This window comes from Bacillus sp. 1780r2a1 (assembly GCA_024134725.1).
In the GTDB taxonomy this organism is placed as follows: Bacteria; Bacillota; Bacilli; order Bacillales; family Bacillaceae_H; genus Priestia; species Priestia aryabhattai_A.
The window spans coordinates 152,552-175,232 of the sequence record CP099863.1 but is presented as its reverse complement, the minus strand read 5'-3'; the positions used below and the strand labels follow the sequence as shown (position 1 = coordinate 175,232).

Genomic DNA, 22,681 nt, shown 5'->3' with positions numbered 1-22,681 from the left:
CTTAATGGGTGTTTAGAATCTCAGTAATATGAACAACTTTAACTTCTTTCCCTTCACGACTCATGCGACCGCCGATATTCATTAAGCACCCCATATCAGCACCCACTAAATATTCGGCTTTTGTTTCTGAGACATGACGTGACTTTTCACTGACCATCTCTTGTGAAATAACAGAGTTTTTCACGGCGAACGTACCACCAAATCCACAGCAATCTTCTTCACACGGTAAATCAACTAGTTCTACACCTTTTACGTTTTTCAACAGTACTTTAGGCTGTTCCTTTACTCCTAACAGTCGTTTCATATGACAAGAGGAATGAAAAGTGACTTTTCCCTTAAACGAAGAATTTAAGTCTGTAACGTTTAATACATCTACAAGGAATTCAGTAATTTCATAGCACTTATCTGCAAAAGCTTCCGCTTCTTTCTCCCATTCTACATCTCCTCTAAACACCGCGGGATACTCCTTCAACATACTGATGCATGATCCTGATGGTCCCACTATATATTCAGAATGACGAAAAGCTTTCATCATTTGCTTCATAGACTGCTTTGCTTCCTGTAGGTATCCACTGTTATACGCTGGTTGGCCACAGCACGTTTGCTCCATAGGATAATCAACTTTACAGCCGCATCGTTCCAGGATTTCAAGCGTGTCTTTTGCTACATTGGCAAAAAGAATATCACTTAGGCATGTACTAAATAAGGAAACTCTCATACTTGCTCACCTCTCAGAAAATTGGTAAACAGCCGGCTACATCATTCAATATATGTAAAAAGACGGCTTTGAACATTTTGCAAATGTTCAAGCATCGCTTCACTCGCCTCATTTGGCTGCCTATTTTTAATAGCTTCAAAGATTCTTCGATGCTCTACTTTTAAATCTTCGACCGTATTACCTGAATATAAGAATACTTTTCTTGTTTCTTGAATCGTTTCAGAGATTAACGACGACACGCTGCTCATTAAATTAATAAGTAATTTATTATGTGTCGCGTTCGCAATGGCCAAATGGAAGTCTAAATCCGCGCTTGAGGCTAACTCTTCATTTCCGCTTGCATTCTCCATCACAATCAATGCTTTCTCAAGCGCTAAAAGATCCTCTTCTTCGTGCACTGCTGCTGCTTGAGCCACCGTACCTAACTCTAAAATTTCACGAACTTTGTAAAGTTCTTTAATATCTTCAATCTTCATTAAAAAAGCAATGTTGACAGGTAACTGAAATTTAGAAGCGTCAAAGTTATTTACAAACGTACCTTCTCCATGCCTCGCTGCGACTAGCCCCATTGTACGTAAGCCACTTAAAGCCTCGCGAATAGTTGACGTCCCTACATCAAAACTTTTTGCTAATTTTTCAACAGACTCTAATTTATCACCAGGCTTTAAATCTCCTGCTTTAATTAATTCAATTAATGTTTCAGCTACTTCCTCATATGCTTTTTTTCCACGAACACGTTTATAGTTCATTTCATTCAACTCCCATCTATCTCTCTATTATATCGATTTACTTACAAGAGAATACAATGGGAAACCCCGCTTTTCTTATTTAAAAAACATTTAAAAAGAGAAACCCTGCTATACCCGCTAATACTCCATATACAACTGCTGTCCCTAACGTTTTGCGAATGATTTCCCCCTCTTTACCAGATAAACCAACAACAGCACTAGCAGCCACAACATTGTGAACGCAAATCATATTTCCCGCTGCAGCACCAATGAGTTGAACTGCTAAAACAGTGTTTAAGTTTAACCCAATTGCCTGGGCAACATTATATTGGATTGGTGAAAAGGTTAATGTGGATACCGTTGCACTTCCAGTGATGAACGCCCCAAGTTTTCCAAGGAATGGCGCTACAAAAATCCATACTGACCCTAAAGAGCTCGCCAATGATTCGGCAATGTATTCGGGCATGCTATTTAAATTGTTTAGGTTCAATCCAGAATTAACAAACACCTGTACCATCGCCAGCGTTGCAATGAGTGAAATCGCTGTTATTTTCATTGTACCTAGTGACTCTTTTGATGCTTGCAAAAATGTTTTATAAGACTTTCTTTGAATAAGAAAAGCAAACACAGCTGCCAAAGTTAGAATCGTTCCGGGAGAATATAAAAACTCCCACTTAGAAACAATACCTTCTACTCCTAAAATATCTGTCCAGGTTAAGTCAATAGCGGTTAACGCAAATTGCTTAAGCCCTGGGATAACTCTAGTCAACAGCAATAAGACTACAACGCTAATATACGGTGCCCATGCTGTTAAAATGCCCATTTCCGCTTTATCTTCCCCTATCTTGAAATCTTTCCTCATTACCTTTCTCCATTCTCCCTTAGGTAATAAGATTCCTCTCTTTGCTGTCAAAGTTGCTACAATTAACGTAATAAGAGAGGCTAAAATGGAGACAAATTCATGCCCAAAGAAATTAGCAATCAGAAATGCGCTTACCGTATATACAATTCCAATGAGGAACGTCCACGGAAACATTTGCAGCGCATCTTTTATACCACTGCGACTAAATGTGGTTAATACAACCATTAAAATAAATGGAATAAAGACACCCGCCAATAAGTCTAAACTTGTGACTTGCACCGCAATTTCTTTAAAGAAATTAATATCTGCGCTTGGAATATTACTGAGTCCGACTGCTACTGGCGTCCCCACTGCTCCAAACATAACGGCTGTACTATCAGCAATTAACGCAATGGTGGCGGCCACCAGTGGTTGAAAACCCAGAGCCAATAATAGCGGGCCTGTCACCATCGCCGGTGTCCCAAAACCAGCGGCTCCTTCAATAAGTGAGCCAAATAAAAAAGCTACAATGACTACTTGGACACGCATATCAGCTGAAATGCTTTGAAAGCCTTGATTGATTCGAACAACTCCACCCGTATTTCGAAGGGTATTCAACAATACCAATGCACCGAATAAAATCCACAAAATCGTAAATGTTTTATGTATTCCTTGAAAAATTGATGCTAAAATTACTTTCCCTTCCATCCCCCAGATAGTAAGCGCTAACAATATGACGATAATTGAACTCAATGCCATTCCTTTAGCAGCTGACATCCTCAGAACTACAAGAAATAAAAATGGCGCAATAATCGCACTTAGCGCAATGAACAATAACATATAAACCCTTCCCCCTAGTTGACTTATAGTATTGAGCACTCATATCTAATGAGGTCATCTGATGACCTCATTAATATAGTTACATAAATTTCATAAATAGACAATGGGGAATTTTGCATTTTTATCTAATTTATTTTATAGCAACTACATATCTTCAGCTTTATTAGAACAAAAAAAGCCAAACTTATGGAGTTCCTAAGCTTGATCCTCGAATATATGTTTGTTTATGATGCTAGTTCCCATTGCTCTTTATGGTTTTATTTCAATTTCTTTTATCCAGAATTCAATTGTATCCATTGGTTCTGAACGTAAATGCACGTAATATACTTCCACCTCTTTTTCTTTTATTCCCTGCGGTAAAGAAAAAGTAAAGCGACCGTTCTTACTTGCTTTTATATCAAAAACTTGTGTTGTTAAGTTTGACGGATATTTTTCTTCTACCCATCCTTTAACCGAGTCTTCTAATTCTGCCATTTCCTTATAATCTTTCACTCGTTCTCTTTTCACATTTGTTACTGTACTAGTATTTGGTACATAGAAAACGACAAAATCAGTTGGAAACCGATACACATCTAAAGGCTTTTCCCAACTGTTTTCAATTATGTATTCAGATCCTTCATGCTGCACGCTAAAGTTTAAAGATTCAGGGGTTGTTTCATACCACATATTAAAAAGAACATAACTAGCAAAACCAAATAGAACCAACATAGGTGCTAAAAGTAAAAGAGAAAGCCAGCGGTTTATTTTCCCAAAAAAGATCCCTGCTATCATAAGCAGTAAAATAATAAAAATTACAAATGACATATTTACTCCCTCATACTTGAATTATTTTTACATTTAAGACATAGAGGATACCGCAACTTCTATTAAGCCTGTAAAAATGATTAAAAACACCATAAAGGTGCTTGAACTCAATAAGATTTTCCTTGTGAAATTTTTTTGTTTTTGTTTCTTATACATTAAGTAACCTACTACAATGGAGAAAACCCAACAGAAAAGCCCACTTTTTGAAAAGAGGTAAGAAGAATTTCCTATCCAGAATAGTGCAACAGCTATATGAAATAAAATTAAAAACCAAGCAAATATCTTCATTCTCAACCTCCTTTATATCTATCCTAATTTTAACATAGAATAAATTTACTTTTTTGTAATTTTCACTAATATAAACACAAAAAGAAAGAGAGCAACCAACAGGTTACTCTCTTTTTATATGATTTAAAAACCCGATTAACTATTACTCAACCGTAACAGACTTAGCTAAGTTACGTGGTTTATCTACGTCACAATCACGGTGTAGAGCTGCGTAGTAAGAAATTAATTGTAATGGAATAACCGCTGCTAAAGGTGCTAATGTTTCGTGTACCTTTGGAATTACATAGCGATCTTCTTCCGTTTCTAAGCCCTTCATAGAGATAATGCAAGGGTTAGCTCCGCGCGCTACTACTTCTTTTACGTTTCCGCGAATGCTTAAATTTACGTGCTCTTGTGTTGCAAGGGCAATAACAGGCGTATTGTTTTCAATTAAAGCAATTGTTCCGTGCTTCAGCTCTCCACCAGCAAATCCTTCTGCTTGGATGTAAGAGATTTCTTTAAGCTTTAATGCACCTTCTAATCCAACGTAATAGTCTACAGAACGCCCGATAAAGAATGCGTTACGCGTTGTTGCTAAGAACTGAAGAGCAATGCTTTCCATTTCTTCCTTATCATCACATAGAACTTCCATTGTATTAGCAACGATTGCTAGTTCTTGCATTAAGTCGAAATCAAGCTTAATGCCGCGTGCTTGTGCAGTTACTGCTGCTAAAATTGAAAGCACTGCTAACTGAGCTGTATATGCTTTTGTAGAAGCAACAGCAATCTCTGGACCAGCGTGTAATAACAGCGTGTAGTCTGACTCACGAGATAAAGTTGAACCAGGAACGTTTGTAATTGTTAATGCTTTATGGCCAAGCTCTTTAATTTGAACAAGGACTGCACGGCTATCTGCTGTTTCACCACTTTGAGAAATAAAGATGAATAGTGGTTTTTCAGATAAAAGCGGCATGTTGTAAGAGAATTCACTTGCTACGTGCACTTCAACAGGTACTTTCGCCCATGTTTCAATGAATTGTTTTCCTACTAGTCCAGCATGGTAACTTGTTCCACAAGCAACGATGTATACGCGATCAGAGTTATTCATAGCTTTTACAATGTCCTCATCCACGTGAAGCTCATTGTCATCACCTTGGTATTGCTGAATGATTTTACGCATTACTAGAGGCTGCTCGTCAATTTCTTTTAGCATGTAGTGAGGATACGTACCCTTTTCGATATCACTTGCATCTAATTCAGCAGTGTAAGGTTCACGCTCTACTACTTGACCATCTAATGTTTTAATTGTAACTGCTTCTTTTGTTACAATTACTGTTTCTTTATCCATTAACTCTACATATTGGTTTGTTACTTGCAGCATCGCCATTGCATCACTTGCTACAACGTTAAAGCCTTCGCCTAAACCAACAAGTAATGGACTTTTATTTTTAGCAACATAAATTGTATTTTTATCTTCATTATCAATTAATGCTAGTGCATAAGAACCGTGTAGTAAGCTTACCGCTTTACGGAATGCTTCTTCTACTCCTAATCCTTCGCTTGCGATTTTTTCAATTAAATGAACGATTACTTCTGTATCCGTTTCACTTTTGAATTCAACACCTTGTAAATACTCACGCTTTAAAATTGCGTAGTTCTCAATAACTCCATTGTGAACTAACGTAAAGCGCCCGTTATTACTTTGATGTGGGTGAGCATTTTCACGGCTTGGAACACCGTGTGTTGCCCAGCGCGTGTGACCGATACCAGCTGGTGCTACAACATTGTTATCCACTGATTGACGTAGTTCAGCAATACGTCCTTTTTCTTTAAATACGTGTACGCCACCGTCATTAACAACTGCAATACCTGCTGAGTCATATCCACGATATTCTAATTTTTCAAGACCTCGTAATAAAATTTCCTTTGAATCTTGAGTTCCAATATAACCTACAATTCCGCACATAGATTGTAATCCTCCTTAAAGTAATGAAGAACGTTACCTTCTTCACAATAACGATTATCTTCTTAATGCGTTTGTCCAAAGAGTCACCCCTTTGTTTTTCACATCAAGCTTTCGATTGTGATAATCAACAACCGGGAGGCATCCGCCGATACTTCGATAAACCTCCTCCTCGTCAACTAAGTCACTGTCGTCTCAGACCTAGTTCAGGCGCTTTTATTTAAATTATAAACTGCTTTTAACATTCCCTCCTTTTGTAAATTAGAGACGAACAGATTTAATCTTACAACAAAGCATAAGAAATCGTCAATTATCTTTATTACCAATAGTAAAAACAGGGCTTTTTGCGTGCCGCTGTGTACAATTGGCATAATATAAAAATATGCATAAGCAGCCCTTGTGGTCACTGCTTATGCATAGAATGATGAATTACTCTAGTCCCATTTCTGCTTTTACTACTTCAACAATACGATTTACGTACACATCACACTCATTTTGGCTTGGTGCTTCAACCATTACGCGCACAAGTGGCTCTGTACCTGAAGGACGAACAAGAACACGACCGTTTCCAGCCATTTCTTTTTCTACCTCTGTAATTACTTCTTTTACCTTTTCATTTTCAGTTACGTGATGCTTATCCGTTACTCTCACGTTCACAAGAAGCTGCGGGAACTTTTTCATTTCGCTCGCTAATTCAGATAACTTTTTATTTGTTGCTTTCATAATGTTTACAAGCTGAATCGCAGACAACATACCATCTCCTGTTGTATTGTAGTCAAGGAAAATAATATGGCCTGATTGCTCTCCACCTAAATTATATTGATGTGCTTTCATTTCTTCTACTACGTAGCGGTCACCCACCGCTGTCTGAGCACTTTGAATTCCGTTTGCCTCAAGAGCTTTGTAAAACCCAAGGTTACTCATCACCGTAGAAACAAGCGTATTATGCTTTAAACGACCTTGTTCGAATAGATACTTTGCACAGATGAACATAATTTGATCACCATCTACAATGTCGCCATTTTCATCGATTGCAATTAGTCGATCCCCATCACCATCAAAGGCTAACCCTACGTCTGCATTTTTTTCTTTTACAAATGCTGCTAATGCTTCCGGATGAGTAGAACCCACACCTTCGTTAATATTTAATCCATTTGGAGATGCACCCATTGTTGAAATATCAGCATCTAAGTCTGCAAATAAATGTGCTGCTAAAGATGAAGTGGCACCATGCGCACAGTCTAGCGCAACGTGCAAACCAGAAAAATCTTCATCAATTGTTTGCTTGAGGTACTGAAGGTACTTTTGACCACCTTCAAAGTAGTCATTTACTTGTCCAAGGTCTTTACCTGCAGGTCTTGGTAGTTCATCTTTTGAAGCATCAATTAATGCTTCAATCTCATTTTCTTGAGCATCAGATAGCTTGAATCCATCCGGTCCAAAAAATTTAATACCGTTATCTTGCACTGGGTTGTGTGACGCAGAAATCATAACACCTGCTTGCGCACCTAACGCTTTCGTTAAGTAGGAAACACCTGGCGTTGAAATTACACCTAAGCGCATCACCTCAGCTCCAATTGATAGAAGACCCGCTACTAAAGCTCCCTCCAACATATGACCTGATACACGAGTATCGCGACCTATTAGGACTTTTGGTCTTTCAGTGTCTTTTGTTAATACGTACCCGCCAAAACGACCAATTTTAAATGCAAGCTCAGGTGTTAATTCACTGTTTGCAACACCCCTTACACCGTCTGTTCCAAAATACTTACCCATTCTTGTTCTCTCCTTTTATATCCATTGTGTATATTAGTTTGCCGATGATGAATCATTTTCTTCATTATTTGTACTGTTGTCGCCATTACCTTCATCCTCTTCGTTAGACCCCGTGTTATCAGATGGATCAGAAGGCTCGTCCGGATTATTATTACCACCTTCTTCTGGTGGTTCAGAAGGGTTTTGTTCTTCTTCATTTGAAGGATTTTTTTCACTAACTTTTACTCTTAGTGTCTTTGTAGAAAGGGTGCCTTCAACACCATTTGGAACCGTTAGAGAAATAGGAACCGAAAACTCACCAGGTGTTAGCCTTGCAACATTAGCAGTTATACTAATATCACTTCGGGTAACGTTTCTTAGCTGTTGTTGTGGTCCTAACAGGTCAACCCCCACCACTCCGTTTTTAGGAGATAAAATTTCATATCTATATTTTGAGTTTTGCCCATTTAGTGTCACTGACAAGCTTTCAAACGACTTTTTTCCATCTTTCTCTTCTTCGGCTACAGAGGTTTCTTCTGCGTCAGTTTCTTCTTCTGCTTCCTCATCCAGCTTTTTGACTTTTACACTTACTGTCACCTGCTTAGGCTGAACACTATCTACACCTTCTGGAACAGGCACATCAACTTTTATATCGGACGTTTTAGAAATCCCCGTTACGTCGACCGGAATATTATCAATTGATGAGATAGAATCTAATACGTCTTTCTCACCAATAACAGTTACTTCATCTCTATCTAAAGAAATACCTGTAATTTCAATACCTTCGCCTAGGGTACCAGTTTGCTCAAGGCTAATTGGTACCTTTTTACTTCTATTTTCAATTGGGATTGTAACATTAACTACTTCTGGTTCGATAGATACATCTAGCTTATTCAGATTTTTATCAAATGCTACTACCTCTGCTTGTTCATTTACATCTTTACTTACATTATCTAATTCAACAAGTGCTTTTACATAGGCTACTTGTGATAGCTGACTCTTCGCTCCAGTAACCGTTACCGTCTCTGGGCTAATTTGTGCTGATCCCGCTTTATAGCCTTTTTTCACCTGATTTTTATCAAAGCTTGCTTCTACCGGAAATTCTTGTGATTGTTGATTTTCAATACTGACCGTTACAACTTGTGGATCAATTTTGACATCCAAACGATCTGAAATGTTTCGGTGCTGCAACTCTACTTGGTGCTCTCCCAAACCATAGTTATTTAAATCCACATACACTTCCAAGTCTTGCTTTAGCTTTTCTTGTTGAAGGGCACTCTTAGAACCTTCTAAAGTAACGTTAACCGTATCTGGAACACCGCTAATGATCATATTATCTTGATCATAAGAAACTTCTACAGGAACATTTGTAATGGTTTCTGTACCTGTTCCTGACGATTTACTTGTGCCAAGAATTGTATTTGTATCTTGATTATCGATGCTAACAGATAAATAAAGCATTAAGGCTAAAAGAAGCGCAATTATTTTCATGATCCAAGGATTGTTTAATAATCTATCCATTCTTCTTCGACCTCCATTGCCAACGAGCTGAAGAAGATGCTCTTGAAGTATTAACCAACTCTTTCTCAAGCATTTCTTTTAACGTATCGATTGTTAACTCACGGTATAACTCACCATTCTTTGTCACAGAAATACCACCTGTTTCTTCAGATACTATAACCGTTATACTATCTGTTACTTCACTAATACCAACAGCTGCTCGGTGACGAGTCCCTAGCTCCTTTGAAATAAAAGGGCTTTCGGAAAGTGGCAAGTAGCAAGCGGCAGCTGAAACTTGATTGCGCTGTAAAATAACGGCTCCATCATGCAATGGCGTATTAGGAATAAATAAATTAATCAATAGTTCTGATGACACATTGGCATTTAACGGAATGCCGGTTTCAATATAATCATTCATTCCTGTTTCTCGCTCAATCGAGATTAAAGCTCCTATACGACGCTTTGCCATATAATGTGTAGCTTTTGTAATAGCTTCGATTGTTAATGCGCGTTCATCCTCTTCAGGAAGACTAGCTTTAGAAAACAAACTTCCTCTTCCTAACTGTTCCAACGCTCTGCGAACTTCAGGTTGGAAAATAATAATAACTGCTAAAAATCCCCATGTTAAGGCTTGATCCATTAACCATTGTAATGTGTTTAGGCCCAGGAAGTTACTAATAAAGCGTACAACAACGATGACGATTATTCCTTTGAGTAACTGTACAGCTTTCGTACCTCTGATGACCATTATCAATTTATATATAACAAACCAAACAAGGAGAACATCGATTATATTTCCTAAATATGCAAAGATCGGTAGCTCTCCAAAAGGCATCGTCTCACTTCCTCTATTTATATGTAGTCAATTAAACATAACTTTTTTATTATATCACAAATTTAAAATTTCCTACTAGCTAGACATAATAACAATTGGTTTTCATTTACAAAAAGAATCGTCCAATAGTCTTGATGACCGAGGACGATTCTTTAGCAAATCTATGTTGTTACCGTCAACCAAACTTCTTTTTATTGATGATTTGATAGGTTAACTGCGTCTTTAACACCATTCTTTACGTTGTACCAAATCCATTCAAACATTTGGTCTAATTCTTCAATATCACCGGTAACCTCTCCCGCAGATGCAAGATACTGATCACCATTAATAATAGTAATATTTCCATCGACCTTTCCTTCTACCTTTATATCACCATTACGTACAGTAACATCTCCTTTAACTACTTCGCCAGCTGGCACAATAACAGTCTTATTTTCAATTACAAGATTATCTTGCTTAGAGACTGCAAACTCTTCATTTGTATTCCAAGCTGAAAAAGTCGCTCCAGACATTAATAACGTAAATACAGCAGCTGCCGTTAAAAATGGGTGATTGGTAAACCAACGATTCATTCTTACAGCGTTCTTCTCTTTAGGAAGACCCGCCATAATATTAGCCGTAAAGTTCATAGGTGTATCAATATGAGAAGTGCTTTGAACAAAAGCAATTGTTCGCTTTAATTGTTTAAAATGTTCTTGGCATGCATCACATTCCTGTAAATGCTGCTTCAGTAATTGTTCATTCTCTTTTGTAAGATCTCCATCTAAGTATTCATGGATTAGATTTACATAGGAACTTGAGCATTTCATTATTTTCACTCCTTACAAATGGCGAAGTCTGTTTCTTAAGGCTTCCCGTCCTCTATGAATTCTTGTCTTTACAGTACCAATCGGTAGCTCTAAGATTTCACTAATTTCCTTCAAAGAAAGCTCATCAATATATTTCAGCACAATAACTGTACGATATTTCTCAGGTAGCTTTAGAATTTCAGATTGAATTAAATCTTGCAACTCTCCTCTTTCTAATTCATCTTCAGGAAGTGCTTGATCTGCAGCAATCTGTGAGTACATATTCAGACCTTCCGTTCCAGCTACTTCTGCATCTAAATAGTAATCTGGCTTCTTTTTACGAATTTTATCGATACAAAGGTTTGTGGCAATCCGATATAGCCATGTGGAAAATTTCTTGGATGAATCATAACTATGAATATTAACATAGGCTCTAATAAAAGCTTCCTGAGCCGCATCTTGCGCTTCTTCACGATTCCCTAACATTCGATAACACAGCTGATAGAGCTTATCTTTATGATATTCTACAATATCAGCAAACGCATCTTGATCGCCTTTTTTTACTTTTTTTATTTTCCGTTTTAATAATAAATCCATGTAACAGTGACCTCCGCCCATTGCGGGATAGTATATATACGTTTACTTCTAGTTAAAGTTTCATTCATGCTTAATTATTTTAACAAAAATTTGCTGCCTATGTTTAAGATTTTGCAAATTGGGTTATTTATGAAGAAAAAGACTATTATAAAGTGGAGGAATGTCGCTGATGGAGAAAAATTTACTGGAAAGAATTGAAGAACATCGTCACATGATGTTAAGTACCGCACAACAAACTTCTCTATGTTCTAAAGAGGTACTGAGGCTAAGTTCAGAGTTAGACACACTATTAAATCAATACACAAAACAATCAAACTAAATCAGCTCTTGCTTTTACAAACAAGAGCTGATTCTTTTTTATAATAATTTTTCACCAAATAAGGAGCCCATTAATGCAACAGCCACCGTTGCTGTTTTATTGCGCTCATCTAAAATAGGATTTACTTCTACAAATTCAGCGGAAGTAATGACGTTAGATTCAGCTAGCATTTCCATAGCTAAATGGCTTTCTCTGTAGCTGATTCCTCCAATAACAGGTGTTCCTACTCCAGGTGCGTCATGAGGATCTAAACCATCTAAATCAAGTGACAAATGTACCCCATCTGTTTTATCTTTTAGATAAGCAATTGTTTCTTCCATAACGTGTGCCATTCCAAGACGATCAACCTCATGCATTGTGTATACCTTAATACCAATCTCTTTAATTAAAGCCCTTTCTCCTTCATCTAAAGAACGTGCACCAATAATTACAACATTTTCAGGTTTAATTTTTGGCATATATCCAAAAATATTGATTAGTGTTGGGTGTCCAATTCCTAAGCTAGCTGCTAATGGCATTCCATGTATGTTTCCTGATGGAGAAGTATCAGCTGTATTCAAATCTCCATGTGCATCATACCAAATAACTCCTAGATTCTCATAATGCTTGCTCACACCAGCTAACGTTCCAATAGCAATACTATGGTCACCACCAAGTACAAGTGGAAAATTACCGTTTGTAATTACATGATCTACTTTAGAAGCTAGCCGCTCACTAGCATCTGCTACGGCCGTTAGATTTTTTAAGTTAGTTTTTACATCATTATGTACTCTTTCTGCAGGAGCAATCTCAATGTTGCCTTCATCTTCCACAACATATCCAATGCTTTCAATACGCTCTACTACACCAGCATAACGAATAGCACTTGGCCCCATGTCTACCCCTCGACGTGTTTGCCCTAAATCCATTGGTACACCAATAATTGATACATTTTTCATTTCTCTTTCTCCCCTTTTTACCTTTTATACTTCTATTGTATAGCTAAAAGTATGAATGGCTCAACTCGACATTTTTCTGAATATATATACAAATTTAAAAGGGACAAAAAAACCTCTAAACGATAGTTTAGAGGTGAATGATTTATGTAATTGGTGGAGCCTAGCGGGATCGAACCGCTGACCTCCTGCGTGCAAGGCAGGCGCTCTCCCAGCTGAGCTAAGGCCCCAACAAAAGCAAATAATAATAATTGGAGCGGAAGACGAGGTTCGAACTCGCGACCCCCACCTTGGCAAGGTGGTGTTCTACCACTGAACTACTTCCGCATATAAGAGTGAGCCATGAAGGACTCGAACCTTCGACCCTCTGATTAAAAGTCAGATGCTCTACCAACTGAGCTAATGGCTCTTAATGGCTGGGCTAGCTGGATTCGAACCAACGCATGACGGAGTCAAAGTCCGTTGCCTTACCGCTTGGCTATAGCCCAATAAAATGGTGGAGGGGGGCAGATTCGAACTGCCGAACCCGAAGGAGCGGATTTACAGTCCGCCGCGTTTAGCCACTTCGCTACCCCTCCAAAAACAATGGTGCCGGCAAGAGGACTTGAACCCCCAACCTACTGATTACAAGTCAGTTGCTCTACCAGTTGAGCTACACCGGCAACATGTTCATGGTGGAGGATGACGGGATCGAACCGCCGACCCCCTGCTTGTAAGGCAGGTGCTCTCCCAGCTGAGCTAATCCTCCAAAATTTCTTATATAAAAATAAGTGGTGACCCGTACGGGATTCGAACCCGTGTTACCGCCGTGAAAGGGCGGTGTCTTAACCACTTGACCAACGGGCCATAAATGGCTCCACAGGTAGGACTCGAACCTACGACCGATCGGTTAACAGCCGATTGCTCTACCACTGAGCTACTGTGGAATCTTATAAAGCCTGGCAACGTCCTACTCTCACAGGGACAAAGTCCCAACTACCATCGGCGCTAGAGAACTTAACTTCCGTGTTCGGCATGGGAACGGGTGTGACCTCTCTGCTATCGCCACCAGACATGAATTGAGATTATTCTCTCAAAACTAGATAACATTTTGCTGAGTACTAAGTTTACTGTCTAGCTACGGCTCCTTTCACAATTGAACAGTCGCCTTCGCTTTTCTAATTTGGTTAAGTCCTCGATCGATTAGTATCAGTCAGCTACACACGTCGCCGTGCTTCCACCTCTGACCTATCAACCTGATCATCTTTCAGGGATCTTACTAGCTTGCGCTATGGGAAATCTCATCTTGAGGGGGGCTTCATGCTTAGATGCTTTCAGCACTTATCCCGTCCACACATAGCTACCCAGCGATGCCTTTGGCAAGACAACTGGTACACCAGCGGTGTGTCCATCCCGGTCCTCTCGTACTAAGGACAGCTCCTCTCAAATTTCCTACGCCCACGACGGATAGGGACCGAACTGTCTCACGACGTTCTGAACCCAGCTCGCGTACCGCTTTAATGGGCGAACAGCCCAACCCTTGGGACCGACTACAGCCCCAGGATGCGATGAGCCGACATCGAGGTGCCAAACCTCCCCGTCGATGTGGACTCTTGGGGGAGATAAGCCTGTTATCCCCGGGGTAGCTTTTATCCGTTGAGCGATGGCCCTTCCATGCGGAACCACCGGATCACTAAGCCCGACTTTCGTCCCTGCTCGACTTGTAGGTCTCGCAGTCAAGCTCCCTTGTGCCTTTACACTCTACGAATGATTTCCAACCATTCTGAGGGAACCTTTGGGCGCCTCCGTTACTCTTTAGGAGGCGACCGCCCCAGTCAAACTGCCCACCTGACACTGTCTCCCAGCCCGATCAGGGCTGCGGGTTAGAATTTCAATACAACCAGGGTAGTATCCCACCGACGCCTCCACCGAAGCTAGCGCTCCGGCTTCTCAGGCTCCTACCTATCCTGTACAAGCTGTACCAAAATTCAATATCAGGCTACAGTAAAGCTCCACGGGGTCTTTCCGTCCTGTCGCGGGTAACCTGCATCTTCACAGGTACTATAATTTCACCGAGTCTCTCGTTGAGACAGTGCCCAGATCGTTACGCCTTTCGTGCGGGTCGGAACTTACCCGACAAGGAATTTCGCTACCTTAGGACCGTTATAGTTACGGCCGCCGTTTACTGGGGCTTCGATTCAGAGCTTCTCCCAAAGGATAACCCCTCCTCTTAACCTTCCAGCACCGGGCAGGCGTCAGCCCCTATACTTCGCCTTGCGGCTTCGCAGAGACCTGTGTTTTTGCTAAACAGTCGCCTGGGCCTATTCACTGCGGCTCTCTCGGGCTATACACCCTACCAGAGCACCCCTTCTCCCGAAGTTACGGGGTCATTTTGCCGAGTTCCTTAACGAGAGTTCTCTCGATCACCTTAGGATTCTCTCCTCGCCTACCTGTGTCGGTTTGCGGTACGGGCACCTCCCGCCTCGCTAGAGGCTTTTCTTGGCAGTGTGGAATCAGGAACTTCGGTACTATATTTCCCTCGTCATCACAGCTCAGCCTTATGATGAGCGGATTTGCCTACTCATCAGCCTAACTGCTTGAACGCGCATATCCAGCAGCGCGCTTACCCTATCCTCCTGCGTCCCCCCATTACTCAAACGGCGGGGAGGTGGTACAGGAATATCAACCTGTTGGCCATCGCCTACGCTTTTCAGCCTCGGCTTAGGTCCCGACTAACCCTGAGCGGACGAGCCTTCCTCAGGAAACCTTAGGCATTCGGTGGACAAGATTCTCACTTGTCTTTCGCTACTCATACCGGCATTCTCACTTCTAAGCGCTCCACCAGTCCTTACGGTCTAGCTTCGCAGCACTTAGAACGCTCTCCTACCACTGACATCAAAGATGTCAATCCACAGCTTCGGTGATACGTTTAGCCCCGGTACATTTTCGGCGCAGAGTCACTCGACCAGTGAGCTATTACGCACTCTTTAAATGGTGGCTGCTTCTAAGCCAACATCCTGGTTGTCTAAGCAACTCCACATCCTTTTCCACTTAACGTATACTTGGGGACCTTAGCTGGTGGTCTGGGCTGTTTCCCTTTTGACTACGGATCTTATCACTCGCAGTCTGACTCCCACGGATAAGTCTTTGGCATTCGGAGTTTGACTGAATTCGGTAACCCGTTGGGGGCCCCTAGTCCAATCAGTGCTCTACCTCCAAGACTCTCACTACGTGAGGCTAGCCCTAAAGCTATTTCGGAGAGAACCAGCTATCTCCAGGTTCGATTGGAATTTCTCCGCTACCCACACCTCATCCCCGCACTTTTCAACGTGCGTGGGTTCGGGCCTCCATTCAGTGTTACCTGAACTTCACCCTGGACATGGGTAGATCACCTGGTTTCGGGTCTACAACCACATACTAAACGCCCTATTCAGACTCGCTTTCGCTACGGCTCCGTCTCTTCAACTTAACCTTGCATGGGATCGTAACTCGCCGGTTCATTCTACAAAAGGCACGCCATCACCCATTAACGGGCTCTGACTACTTGTAGGCACACGGTTTCAGGATCTCTTTCACTCCCCTTCCGGGGTGCTTTTCACCTTTCCCTCACGGTACTGGTTCACTATCGGTCACTAGGGAGTATTTAGCCTTGGGAGATGGTCCTCCCAGCTTCCGACGGAATTTCACGTGTTCCGCCGTACTCAGGATCCACTCAAGAGGGAACGAAGTTTCAACTACAGGGTTGTTACCTTCTTTGACGGGCCTTTCCAGACCTCTTCATTTACCTCGTTCCTTTGTAACTCCGTATAGAGTGTCCTACAACCCCAAGAGGCAAGCCTCTTGGTTTGGGCTAATTCCGTTTCGCTCGCCGCTACTCAGGAAATCGCATTTGCTTTCTCTTCCTCCGGGTACTTAGATGTTTCAGTTCCCCGGGTCTGCCTTCAATATCCTATGTATTCAGATAAAGATACTGCTCCATTACGAACAGTGGGTTTCCCCATTCGGAAATCTCCGGATCAAAGCTTACTTACAGCTCCCCGAAGCATATCGGTGTTAGTCCCGTCCTTCATCGGCTCCTAGTGCCAAGGCATTCACCGTGCGCCCTTTCTAACTTAACCATTAGCGAATAAATGGTGCAACTTGCGTTGCGTTATTTATTGGTTTGATTAAAGAAAAGTTTCACTTTTCCTCAGCTATTACTGTTATCTAGTTTTCAAAGAACAATCGCACTCAAAATTCTTCTTATTAGATAAGAAGAAAGTGATGTACTTTCTATTAATGAGAGATTGAACTCTCAAAACTGAACAAAGCTTCAAAACGTACGTCTTGTAAAAATCCTTAGAAAGGAGGTGATCCAGCCGCACCTTCCGATACGGCTACCTTGTTACGACTTCACCCCAATCATCTGTCCCACCTTAGGCGGCTGGCTCCATAAAGGTTACCCCACCGACTTCGGGTGTTACAAACTCTCGTGGTGTGACGGGCGGTGTGTACAAGGCCCGGGAACGTATTCACCGCGGCATGCTGATCCGCGATTACTAGCGATTCCAGCTTCATGTAGGCGAGTTGCAGCCTACAATCCGAACTGAGAATGGTTTTATGGGATTGGCTTGACCTCGCGGTCTTGCAGCCCTTTGTACCATCCATTGTAGCACGTGTGTAGCCCAGGTCATAAGGGGCATGATGATTTGACGTCATCCCCACCTTCCTCCGGTTTGTCACCGGCAGTCACCTTAGAGTGCCCAACTTAATGCTGGCAACTAAGATCAAGGGTTGCGCTCGTTGCGGGACTTAACCCAACATCTCACGACACGAGCTGACGACAACCATGCACCACCTGTCACTCTGTCCCCCGAAGGGGAACGCTCTATCTCTAGAGTTGTCAGAGGATGTCAAGACCTGGTAAGGTTCTTCGCGTTGCTTCGAATTAAACCACATGCTCCACCGCTTGTGCGGGCCCCCGTCAATTCCTTTGAGTTTCAGTCTTGCGACCGTACTCCCCAGGCGGAGTGCTTAATGCGTTAGCTGCAGCACTAAAGGGCGGAAACCCTCTAACACTTAGCACTCATCGTTTACGGCGTGGACTACCAGGGTATCTAATCCTGTTTGCTCCCCACGCTTTCGCGCCTCAGCGTCAGTTACAGACCAAAAAGCCGCCTTCGCCACTGGTGTTCCTCCACATCTCTACGCATTTCACCGCTACACGTGGAATTCCGCTTTTCTCTTCTGCACTCAAGTTCCCCAGTTTCCAATGACCCTCCACGGTTGAGCCGTGGGCTTTCACATCAGACTTAAGAAACCGCCTGCGCGCGCTTTACGCCCAATAATTCCGGATAACGCTTGCCACCTACGTATTACCGCGGCTGCTGGCACGTAGTTAGCCGTGGCTTTCTGGTTAGGTACCGTCAAGGTACAAGCAGTTACTCTTGTACTTGTTCTTCCCTAACAACAGAGTTTTACGACCCGAAAGCCTTCATCACTCACGCGGCGTTGCTCCGTCAGACTTTCGTCCATTGCGGAAGATTCCCTACTGCTGCCTCCCGTAGGAGTCTGGGCCGTGTCTCAGTCCCAGTGTGGCCGATCACCCTCTCAGGTCGGCTATGCATCGTTGCCTTGGTGAGCCGTTACCTCACCAACTAGCTAATGCACCGCGGGCCCATCTGTAAGTGATAGCCGAAACCATCTTTCAATTTTCTCTTATGCAAGAAAAAATGTTATCCGGTATTAGCTCCGGTTTCCCGGAGTTATCCCAGTCTTACAGGCAGGTTGCCCACGTGTTACTCACCCGTCCGCCGCTAACGTCATAGAAGCAAGCTTCTAATCAGTTCGCTCGACTTGCATGTATTAGGCACGCCGCCAGCGTTCATCCTGAGCCAGGATCAAACTCTCCGAAGAAATGTTTGACTTGCTCATAAAAGTTTAAAAAATTAACGTTGACGTTTGTCGCTTTGTTCAGTTTTCAAAGTTCAACCGTCGCCCAGAAGCGACTTTTTTATATTAACAAGTTACAATCAACTTGTCAACACTTTTTTATATTTTGTTATCGCTCACTTGCGACATTTAATAATTTAACAGATATAAATAAAAAGGTCAATACTTTTTCAAAACTTTTTTTATAAACCCTCTGGTTATTTAACTGGTACGCATTAATAAACGAGTTAACAGTGCCTTTCTCTCCTTAATAACACGGGCAATAAACGGGTTAGATTGATATGTATCAGCCTGTATCGATAAATCCTTTAATTCTTTTAATAAAATAGTGTGCATCTCTACTATTTCTTGTTCATTCAACGATAATCTTCTCACGTACAGCACCTTTTCTTTTTTATTCTAACCATTGCTAGCAACTTTATATCACCTTTTATAAGAACTGATGATTATTTGTTATTTATCTTTCACACATTGCATAGAAATTAGACAAGTACTACTTAATTAAATGAGGTGAAAATGTGAATGGATTTTATACAATAAAAGCGAAGCGCTTAAAACAAACCATGATTATCGTTTTATCCGCTTTGTTTACAAGCTTCTTTCTCTATGCTCAACATATGTTTGACTATCCAGTGTTCTCAACTGACGATGGCCCGCGCGCTGTTTATAAGGCTGAAGAAAAAGATTTAGAAGTAGCCTTAACTTTTAATATCAGCTGGGGAGATGAACGCGCTGTTCCTATTTTGGATGAGCTAAAAAAACAAAAAATTAACCACGCCACGTTCTTTTTATCCGCTTCCTGGGCAGAACGTCATCCAGATGTTGTTGAAAGAATTAAAAAGGAAGGCCATGAAATCGGAACCATGGGATATGATTATAACTCATATACTTCTATGGAGCCAAATGAAATTAGACAAGACTTAGCCAAATCACAGAAAGTTTTTACCTCTTTAGGTATTAAAGACGTAAAGCTTTTACGCCCACCTAATGGACATTTCAATAAAGACATTCTAAAGCTTGCGAACAAGATGGGTTATACAATTATTCACTGGAGCATTGATTCAAAAGATTGGACAAATCCAGGTGTTAAAGAAATTGTATCAAATACAACTAAACCATTACATGGTGGAGACATTGTATTACTGCACGCATCAGATTCGGCTCAACAAACTGCAAAAGCACTTCCTTATATTCAACATGCTTTACAGTCTAAAAAGATATCTAATGTGACCGTATCCACTCTTATTTCTAATACAAAAAGCGAAATTCAGGATGTAAAATAAAAAACAACCGGGGGCTATTAGCCGCTGGTTGTTTTCACTACTTTTTTATTTGTTGTCAATTTCGGTAAAATCAACAACTGATATGTATTACAAATTAATAAGGGAAATAGCATTAAATATAGCCAGCTTTCTTCATTGGTACGAAGTGCAGGAAACCATTCCACTGTTGTAATCACAATGATAAAAAACAGAGCCGGTATAAAAGCTTCTTTCTTCGTACTTCTAGCCTTTAAGTACGCTACCACTAAGCCATAAGCTAAAACAAAAATACTAACTAAAAGATAGCCCAGCATAGATTCTCCTTCTTCAGCAAAAAATCGATAGCGAAAATAAACTAAATCAAATAGTACAAAAACAATTAATACCGATTGTACACTTGACCATAAGGATAATGAACGAAAAATTCCAATCCCAAATCGATGGATTGTTAAATATGCAAAGAACCCCATCTGACTAATAAGGCTAAAAATAAAACCTACACCTATTAGCCATGTTAAAATTGATAAGATTTCTGTTACTTCTCCACCAGCAAATAACTCTTTATACTCATTCCATCTAACCGCAAAGCCAACGATAGATGTGCTAAGCCCACCTACTATTAAGGTTGATAAAAAGAGTCGAACCCAATTTCGACTATTCACGTTCATCCTCCCCCCCATAAAACCGTTAAGTAATCCCTTTCATAAATTGTACCAATCGTTTTTTAAAAAATCTAGAGGTGAGCAATGAATAAAAAATGCTCATTATCTCATATTAAGCGTAAGCGTATGTTGAAAGGAGCCCATCATCCATGAAAAAGCTACTCTTGCTCCTCTCTTATGTAGGGATATGCATGTTTTCATTAACTGCCTGTGCCCCTCAAGACGAGGAAAGTAACGGGATGGATTATGATCAAACAAAGAAAATGGTTGTTGATATTTTAAAGACTGATGAGGGAAAGAAAGCCATTGAAGCTATTATGGATGATCCTGCACTTCGAGAAGACCTCGTAATGGATCAAGCAATGGTTAAAGAAACAATTTCTGAAACGTTAACTTCAGATACTGGCGTTGAATTTTGGAAAAAGGCCATGAAAGATCCAAAATTCGCTGAGAGCTTCGCTAAAAGTATGGAAGCAGAGCATGAACGAGTATTAAAGCAACTTATGAAAGACCCTGACTACCAAGCTATGCTACAGGACGTTTTAAAAGATCCAGCAATGGAAAAAGAACTGTTAACTGTACTTAAGAGTAAAGAATATCGCACTCATTTACAAAAAGTAATGAACGAAACGTTTGAAAGTCCTCTCTATCAATCAAAGATTCAGGATATTTTATTAAAAGCTGCTGCAGAAAATTCTGAACAGCAAGGTCAAAAAGGTGAAAATAGTGGCGAAGGATCTTCAGAAGAAGCATCCGCTGACGGTGAAGAACAACAACAAGAACAAGGATAAGGATAAAAAAACCCAAAGATACTTTTGTATCTTTGGGGTTTTTTTAATTATAGACGTTTTGTTCGCAAATATCCGCTACTTTTTGAGCAATTTCTTTATACACTTTCCCTAAACGATGGGACTCGTCATACACAGACGGAGCAAAGTCTTCTTCATTCCAGTCTGGTTGACTTAAAGGAAGCTGGCCTAATAGCTTGGTTTGAAGTTCTTCAGCTAATTTTTGGCCGCCACCTTTTCCAAACACATATTCCTTCTCACCAGTTAATTTACTCTCAAAAAAGGACATGTTTTCAACGACTCCAATTACTTCATGATCCGTCTTCAATGCCATTGCACCAGCTCTCGCTGCAACAAATGCTGCAGTTGGATGCGGTGTAGTAATAATAACTTCTTTACAAGATGGAAGCATTGAATGCACATCTAGCGCAATGTCACCTGTGCCCGGAGGTAAATCTAATAATAAGTAATCTAACTCTCCCCATTCAACTTCTGTGAAGAAGCTTGTCAGCATTTTACCAAGCATGGGACCACGCCAGATAACTGGTGAATTGTCCTCAACAAAGAATCCCATTGAGATTACTTTAACCCCTAATCTTTCTACAGGGATAATACGTTCCCCTTGTACCGTAGGGCGCTGAGTAATCCCCATCATATCCGGAACGCTAAATCCGTAGATATCAGCGTCAATTAAGCCTACTTTTTTCCCTAAACGTGCTAGAGATATTGCTAAGTTTACAGAAACCGTTGATTTTCCTACGCCACCCTTACCACTCGCAACAGCAATAAATTGCGGAGGATTAAGACTCGTAAGTAAATTACCATCGCTCTTTTGCTCAGCGCGAAACGGTGCTAATTCTTCAGGAGTAAATTCAATAAACCGAATTCCTACTGTCGCAGCACCGATTTCTTTTAGTTTTTCAACGAGAGTTGATTGTAATGAAAGCTGTTCGCTCGTACCAGTTTTAGCTACGGCAACTTTTACACTAATATGCTTTTTCTCTTCTTTGATTGAAATTTCTTTAATTGCATCTGTTTCGTTTAATGATTTGTTTAAAAATGGATCTACAATTTCCCCTATTGCATCTTTTACCTGTTGTTCCGTAAGCATATTCCCACCACCATGTTAAAAGTCATTTTCCACTTTTAGTATACCATACTCTAATACA

The 22,681-nt window shown here is 40.8% G+C and carries 18 protein-coding genes, 9 tRNA genes and 3 rRNA genes; 3 read left to right on the top strand and 27 right to left on the bottom strand.

Going from position 1 to position 22,681, the window contains the following annotated elements; translation table 11 throughout:
* Position 1: 1 nt before the first annotated feature.
* From NIZ91_01015 to sigW, 11 genes are all read right to left on the bottom strand, one after another.
* Positions 2–718, bottom strand: a complete 717-nt coding sequence (locus NIZ91_01015) for a (Fe-S)-binding protein (GenBank protein ID USY55324.1) — start codon at positions 716–718, stop codon at positions 2–4.
* A 41-nt stretch (positions 719–759) separates the two neighbouring features.
* Positions 760–1,467: a FadR family transcriptional regulator gene (locus tag NIZ91_01010; GenBank protein USY55323.1), complete on the bottom strand. Its 708-nt coding sequence runs from the start codon at positions 1,465–1,467 to the stop codon at positions 760–762.
* 79 nt (positions 1,468–1,546) lie between these two features.
* Positions 1,547–3,127: an L-lactate permease gene (locus tag NIZ91_01005; GenBank protein USY55322.1), complete on the bottom strand. Its 1,581-nt coding sequence runs from the start codon at positions 3,125–3,127 to the stop codon at positions 1,547–1,549.
* A 249-nt stretch (positions 3,128–3,376) separates the two neighbouring features.
* Positions 3,377–3,931 carry a hypothetical protein gene (locus tag NIZ91_01000; protein USY55321.1) on the bottom strand — a complete coding sequence of 185 codons (555 nt, stop codon included), beginning with the start codon at positions 3,929–3,931 and terminating at the stop codon, positions 3,377–3,379.
* Positions 3,932–3,964: 33 nt separating this feature from the next.
* On the bottom strand, positions 3,965–4,219 hold the full coding sequence (locus NIZ91_00995) for a hypothetical protein (GenBank protein ID USY55320.1): 255 nt from the start codon (positions 4,217–4,219) through the stop codon (positions 3,965–3,967).
* A 142-nt stretch (positions 4,220–4,361) separates the two neighbouring features.
* The gene (glmS, locus tag NIZ91_00990) at positions 4,362–6,164 is read right to left on the bottom strand and encodes a glutamine--fructose-6-phosphate transaminase (isomerizing) (protein USY55319.1); all 1,803 of its coding nucleotides are present in this window, start codon (positions 6,162–6,164) and stop codon (positions 4,362–4,364) included.
* Positions 6,165–6,590: 426 nt separating this feature from the next.
* Positions 6,591–7,937 carry a phosphoglucosamine mutase gene (gene glmM, locus NIZ91_00985; protein ID USY55318.1) on the bottom strand — a complete coding sequence of 449 codons (1,347 nt, stop codon included), beginning with the start codon at positions 7,935–7,937 and terminating at the stop codon, positions 6,591–6,593.
* Between the two features lie 33 nt (positions 7,938–7,970).
* Complete coding sequence (locus NIZ91_00980; GenBank protein USY55317.1) at positions 7,971–9,437, bottom strand: CdaR family protein; 1,467 nt, start codon at positions 9,435–9,437, stop codon at positions 7,971–7,973.
* Positions 9,430–10,251 (bottom strand): diadenylate cyclase CdaA, encoded by an 822-nt coding sequence (cdaA, locus tag NIZ91_00975; GenBank protein ID USY55316.1) that lies wholly within the window; start codon positions 10,249–10,251, stop codon positions 9,430–9,432. The genes NIZ91_00980 and cdaA overlap by 8 nt, the downstream gene beginning before the upstream one ends.
* 191 nt (positions 10,252–10,442) lie before the next feature.
* Positions 10,443–11,060, bottom strand: a complete 618-nt coding sequence (locus NIZ91_00970) for an anti-sigma factor (protein ID USY55315.1) — start codon at positions 11,058–11,060, stop codon at positions 10,443–10,445.
* Between the two features lie 12 nt (positions 11,061–11,072).
* Entirely contained in the window at positions 11,073–11,636 is a 564-nt protein-coding gene (gene sigW, locus NIZ91_00965) for an RNA polymerase sigma factor SigW (GenBank protein USY55314.1), read from the bottom strand.
* Positions 11,637–11,850: 214 nt separating this feature from the next.
* On the opposite strand from sigW, the gene NIZ91_00960 reads away from it, so the two are divergent.
* Positions 11,851–11,955: an aspartyl-phosphate phosphatase Spo0E family protein gene (locus tag NIZ91_00960; GenBank protein USY57058.1), complete on the top strand. Its 105-nt coding sequence runs from the start codon at positions 11,851–11,853 to the stop codon at positions 11,953–11,955.
* Positions 11,956–11,993: 38 nt separating this feature from the next.
* Here the strand turns inward: NIZ91_00960 and rocF are convergent, their stop codons facing one another.
* From rocF to NIZ91_00890, 14 genes are all read right to left on the bottom strand, one after another.
* On the bottom strand, positions 11,994–12,893 hold the full coding sequence (gene rocF / locus NIZ91_00955) for an arginase (protein ID USY55313.1): 900 nt from the start codon (positions 12,891–12,893) through the stop codon (positions 11,994–11,996).
* 151 nt (positions 12,894–13,044) lie between these two features.
* A tRNA-Ala gene (locus NIZ91_00950) sits at positions 13,045–13,120 on the bottom strand.
* A 22-nt stretch (positions 13,121–13,142) separates the two neighbouring features.
* Positions 13,143–13,217, bottom strand: a tRNA-Gly gene (locus NIZ91_00945).
* A gap of 9 nt (positions 13,218–13,226) precedes the next feature.
* Positions 13,227–13,299: transfer RNA gene (locus NIZ91_00940), tRNA-Lys, on the bottom strand.
* A gap of 4 nt (positions 13,300–13,303) precedes the next feature.
* A tRNA-Gln gene (locus NIZ91_00935) sits at positions 13,304–13,378 on the bottom strand.
* A 6-nt stretch (positions 13,379–13,384) separates the two neighbouring features.
* A tRNA-Tyr gene (locus NIZ91_00930) sits at positions 13,385–13,468 on the bottom strand.
* An 8-nt stretch (positions 13,469–13,476) separates the two neighbouring features.
* A tRNA-Thr gene (locus tag NIZ91_00925) sits at positions 13,477–13,552 on the bottom strand.
* Between the two features lie 10 nt (positions 13,553–13,562).
* A tRNA-Val gene (locus NIZ91_00920) sits at positions 13,563–13,638 on the bottom strand.
* 23 nt (positions 13,639–13,661) lie between these two features.
* Positions 13,662–13,736: transfer RNA gene (locus tag NIZ91_00915), tRNA-Glu, on the bottom strand.
* Between the two features lie 5 nt (positions 13,737–13,741).
* Positions 13,742–13,816: transfer RNA gene (locus tag NIZ91_00910), tRNA-Asn, on the bottom strand.
* 10 nt (positions 13,817–13,826) lie between these two features.
* A 5S ribosomal RNA gene (rrf, locus tag NIZ91_00905) occupies positions 13,827–13,942 on the bottom strand.
* A gap of 110 nt (positions 13,943–14,052) precedes the next feature.
* Positions 14,053–16,987: ribosomal RNA gene (locus NIZ91_00900) — 23S ribosomal RNA — on the bottom strand.
* Positions 16,988–17,211: 224 nt separating this feature from the next.
* Positions 17,212–18,764 (bottom strand): 16S ribosomal RNA (locus NIZ91_00895).
* Together the 16S, 23S and 5S rRNA genes with 9 tRNA genes alongside form the textbook arrangement of a ribosomal RNA operon.
* A gap of 237 nt (positions 18,765–19,001) precedes the next feature.
* A complete protein-coding gene (locus NIZ91_00890) occupies positions 19,002–19,175 on the bottom strand; it encodes a hypothetical protein (protein ID USY55312.1) in 174 nt (57 codons plus the stop codon).
* 188 nt (positions 19,176–19,363) lie between these two features.
* Here NIZ91_00890 and pdaB point away from each other — a divergent pair, with 188 nt between their 5' ends.
* The gene (gene pdaB, locus NIZ91_00885) at positions 19,364–20,083 is read left to right on the top strand and encodes a polysaccharide deacetylase family sporulation protein PdaB (protein USY57057.1); all 720 of its coding nucleotides are present in this window, start codon (positions 19,364–19,366) and stop codon (positions 20,081–20,083) included.
* Between the two features lie 17 nt (positions 20,084–20,100).
* Here pdaB and NIZ91_00880 read toward each other — a convergent pair whose 3' ends face one another.
* Positions 20,101–20,724, bottom strand: a complete 624-nt coding sequence (locus tag NIZ91_00880) for a KinB-signaling pathway activation protein (protein USY55311.1) — start codon at positions 20,722–20,724, stop codon at positions 20,101–20,103.
* Positions 20,725–20,873: 149 nt separating this feature from the next.
* Between NIZ91_00880 and gerD the strand changes: the two genes are divergently transcribed.
* Entirely contained in the window at positions 20,874–21,515 is a 642-nt protein-coding gene (gene gerD / locus NIZ91_00875) for a spore germination lipoprotein GerD (GenBank protein USY55310.1), read from the top strand.
* 43 nt (positions 21,516–21,558) lie between these two features.
* Here gerD and NIZ91_00870 read toward each other — a convergent pair whose 3' ends face one another.
* Positions 21,559–22,623 carry a P-loop NTPase gene (locus NIZ91_00870; GenBank protein ID USY55309.1) on the bottom strand — a complete coding sequence of 355 codons (1,065 nt, stop codon included), beginning with the start codon at positions 22,621–22,623 and terminating at the stop codon, positions 21,559–21,561.
* Positions 22,624–22,681 lie beyond the last annotated feature (58 nt).

What these genes read in the sequence shown, in the direction of transcription:
- gerD (USY55310.1), top strand. Translation starts at nt 20,874, where the DNA reads ATGAAAAAGCTACTCTTGCTCCTCTCTTATGTAGGGATATGCATGTTT.
- NIZ91_01015 (USY55324.1), bottom strand. Translation starts at nt 718, where the DNA reads ATGAGAGTTTCCTTATTTAGTACATGCCTAAGTGATATTCTTTTTGCC.
- rocF (USY55313.1), bottom strand. Translation starts at nt 12,893, where the DNA reads ATGAAAAATGTATCAATTATTGGTGTACCAATGGATTTAGGGCAAACA.
- NIZ91_00995 (USY55320.1), bottom strand. Translation starts at nt 4,219, where the DNA reads ATGAAGATATTTGCTTGGTTTTTAATTTTATTTCATATAGCTGTTGCA.
- NIZ91_00980 (USY55317.1), bottom strand. Translation starts at nt 9,437, where the DNA reads ATGGATAGATTATTAAACAATCCTTGGATCATGAAAATAATTGCGCTT.
- glmS (USY55319.1), bottom strand. Translation starts at nt 6,164, where the DNA reads ATGTGCGGAATTGTAGGTTATATTGGAACTCAAGATTCAAAGGAAATT.
- sigW (USY55314.1), bottom strand. Translation starts at nt 11,636, where the DNA reads ATGGATTTATTATTAAAACGGAAAATAAAAAAAGTAAAAAAAGGCGAT.
- NIZ91_01000 (USY55321.1), bottom strand. Translation starts at nt 3,931, where the DNA reads ATGTCATTTGTAATTTTTATTATTTTACTGCTTATGATAGCAGGGATC.
- cdaA (USY55316.1), bottom strand. Translation starts at nt 10,251, where the DNA reads ATGCCTTTTGGAGAGCTACCGATCTTTGCATATTTAGGAAATATAATC.
- NIZ91_01010 (USY55323.1), bottom strand. Translation starts at nt 1,467, where the DNA reads ATGAACTATAAACGTGTTCGTGGAAAAAAAGCATATGAGGAAGTAGCT.
- NIZ91_00960 (USY57058.1), top strand. Translation starts at nt 11,851, where the DNA reads ATGTTAAGTACCGCACAACAAACTTCTCTATGTTCTAAAGAGGTACTG.
- NIZ91_00870 (USY55309.1), bottom strand. Translation starts at nt 22,623, where the DNA reads ATGCTTACGGAACAACAGGTAAAAGATGCAATAGGGGAAATTGTAGAT.
- glmM (USY55318.1), bottom strand. Translation starts at nt 7,937, where the DNA reads ATGGGTAAGTATTTTGGAACAGACGGTGTAAGGGGTGTTGCAAACAGT.
- pdaB (USY57057.1), top strand. Translation starts at nt 19,364, where the DNA reads ATGATTATCGTTTTATCCGCTTTGTTTACAAGCTTCTTTCTCTATGCT.
- NIZ91_00970 (USY55315.1), bottom strand. Translation starts at nt 11,060, where the DNA reads ATGAAATGCTCAAGTTCCTATGTAAATCTAATCCATGAATACTTAGAT.
- NIZ91_01005 (USY55322.1), bottom strand. Translation starts at nt 3,127, where the DNA reads ATGTTATTGTTCATTGCGCTAAGTGCGATTATTGCGCCATTTTTATTT.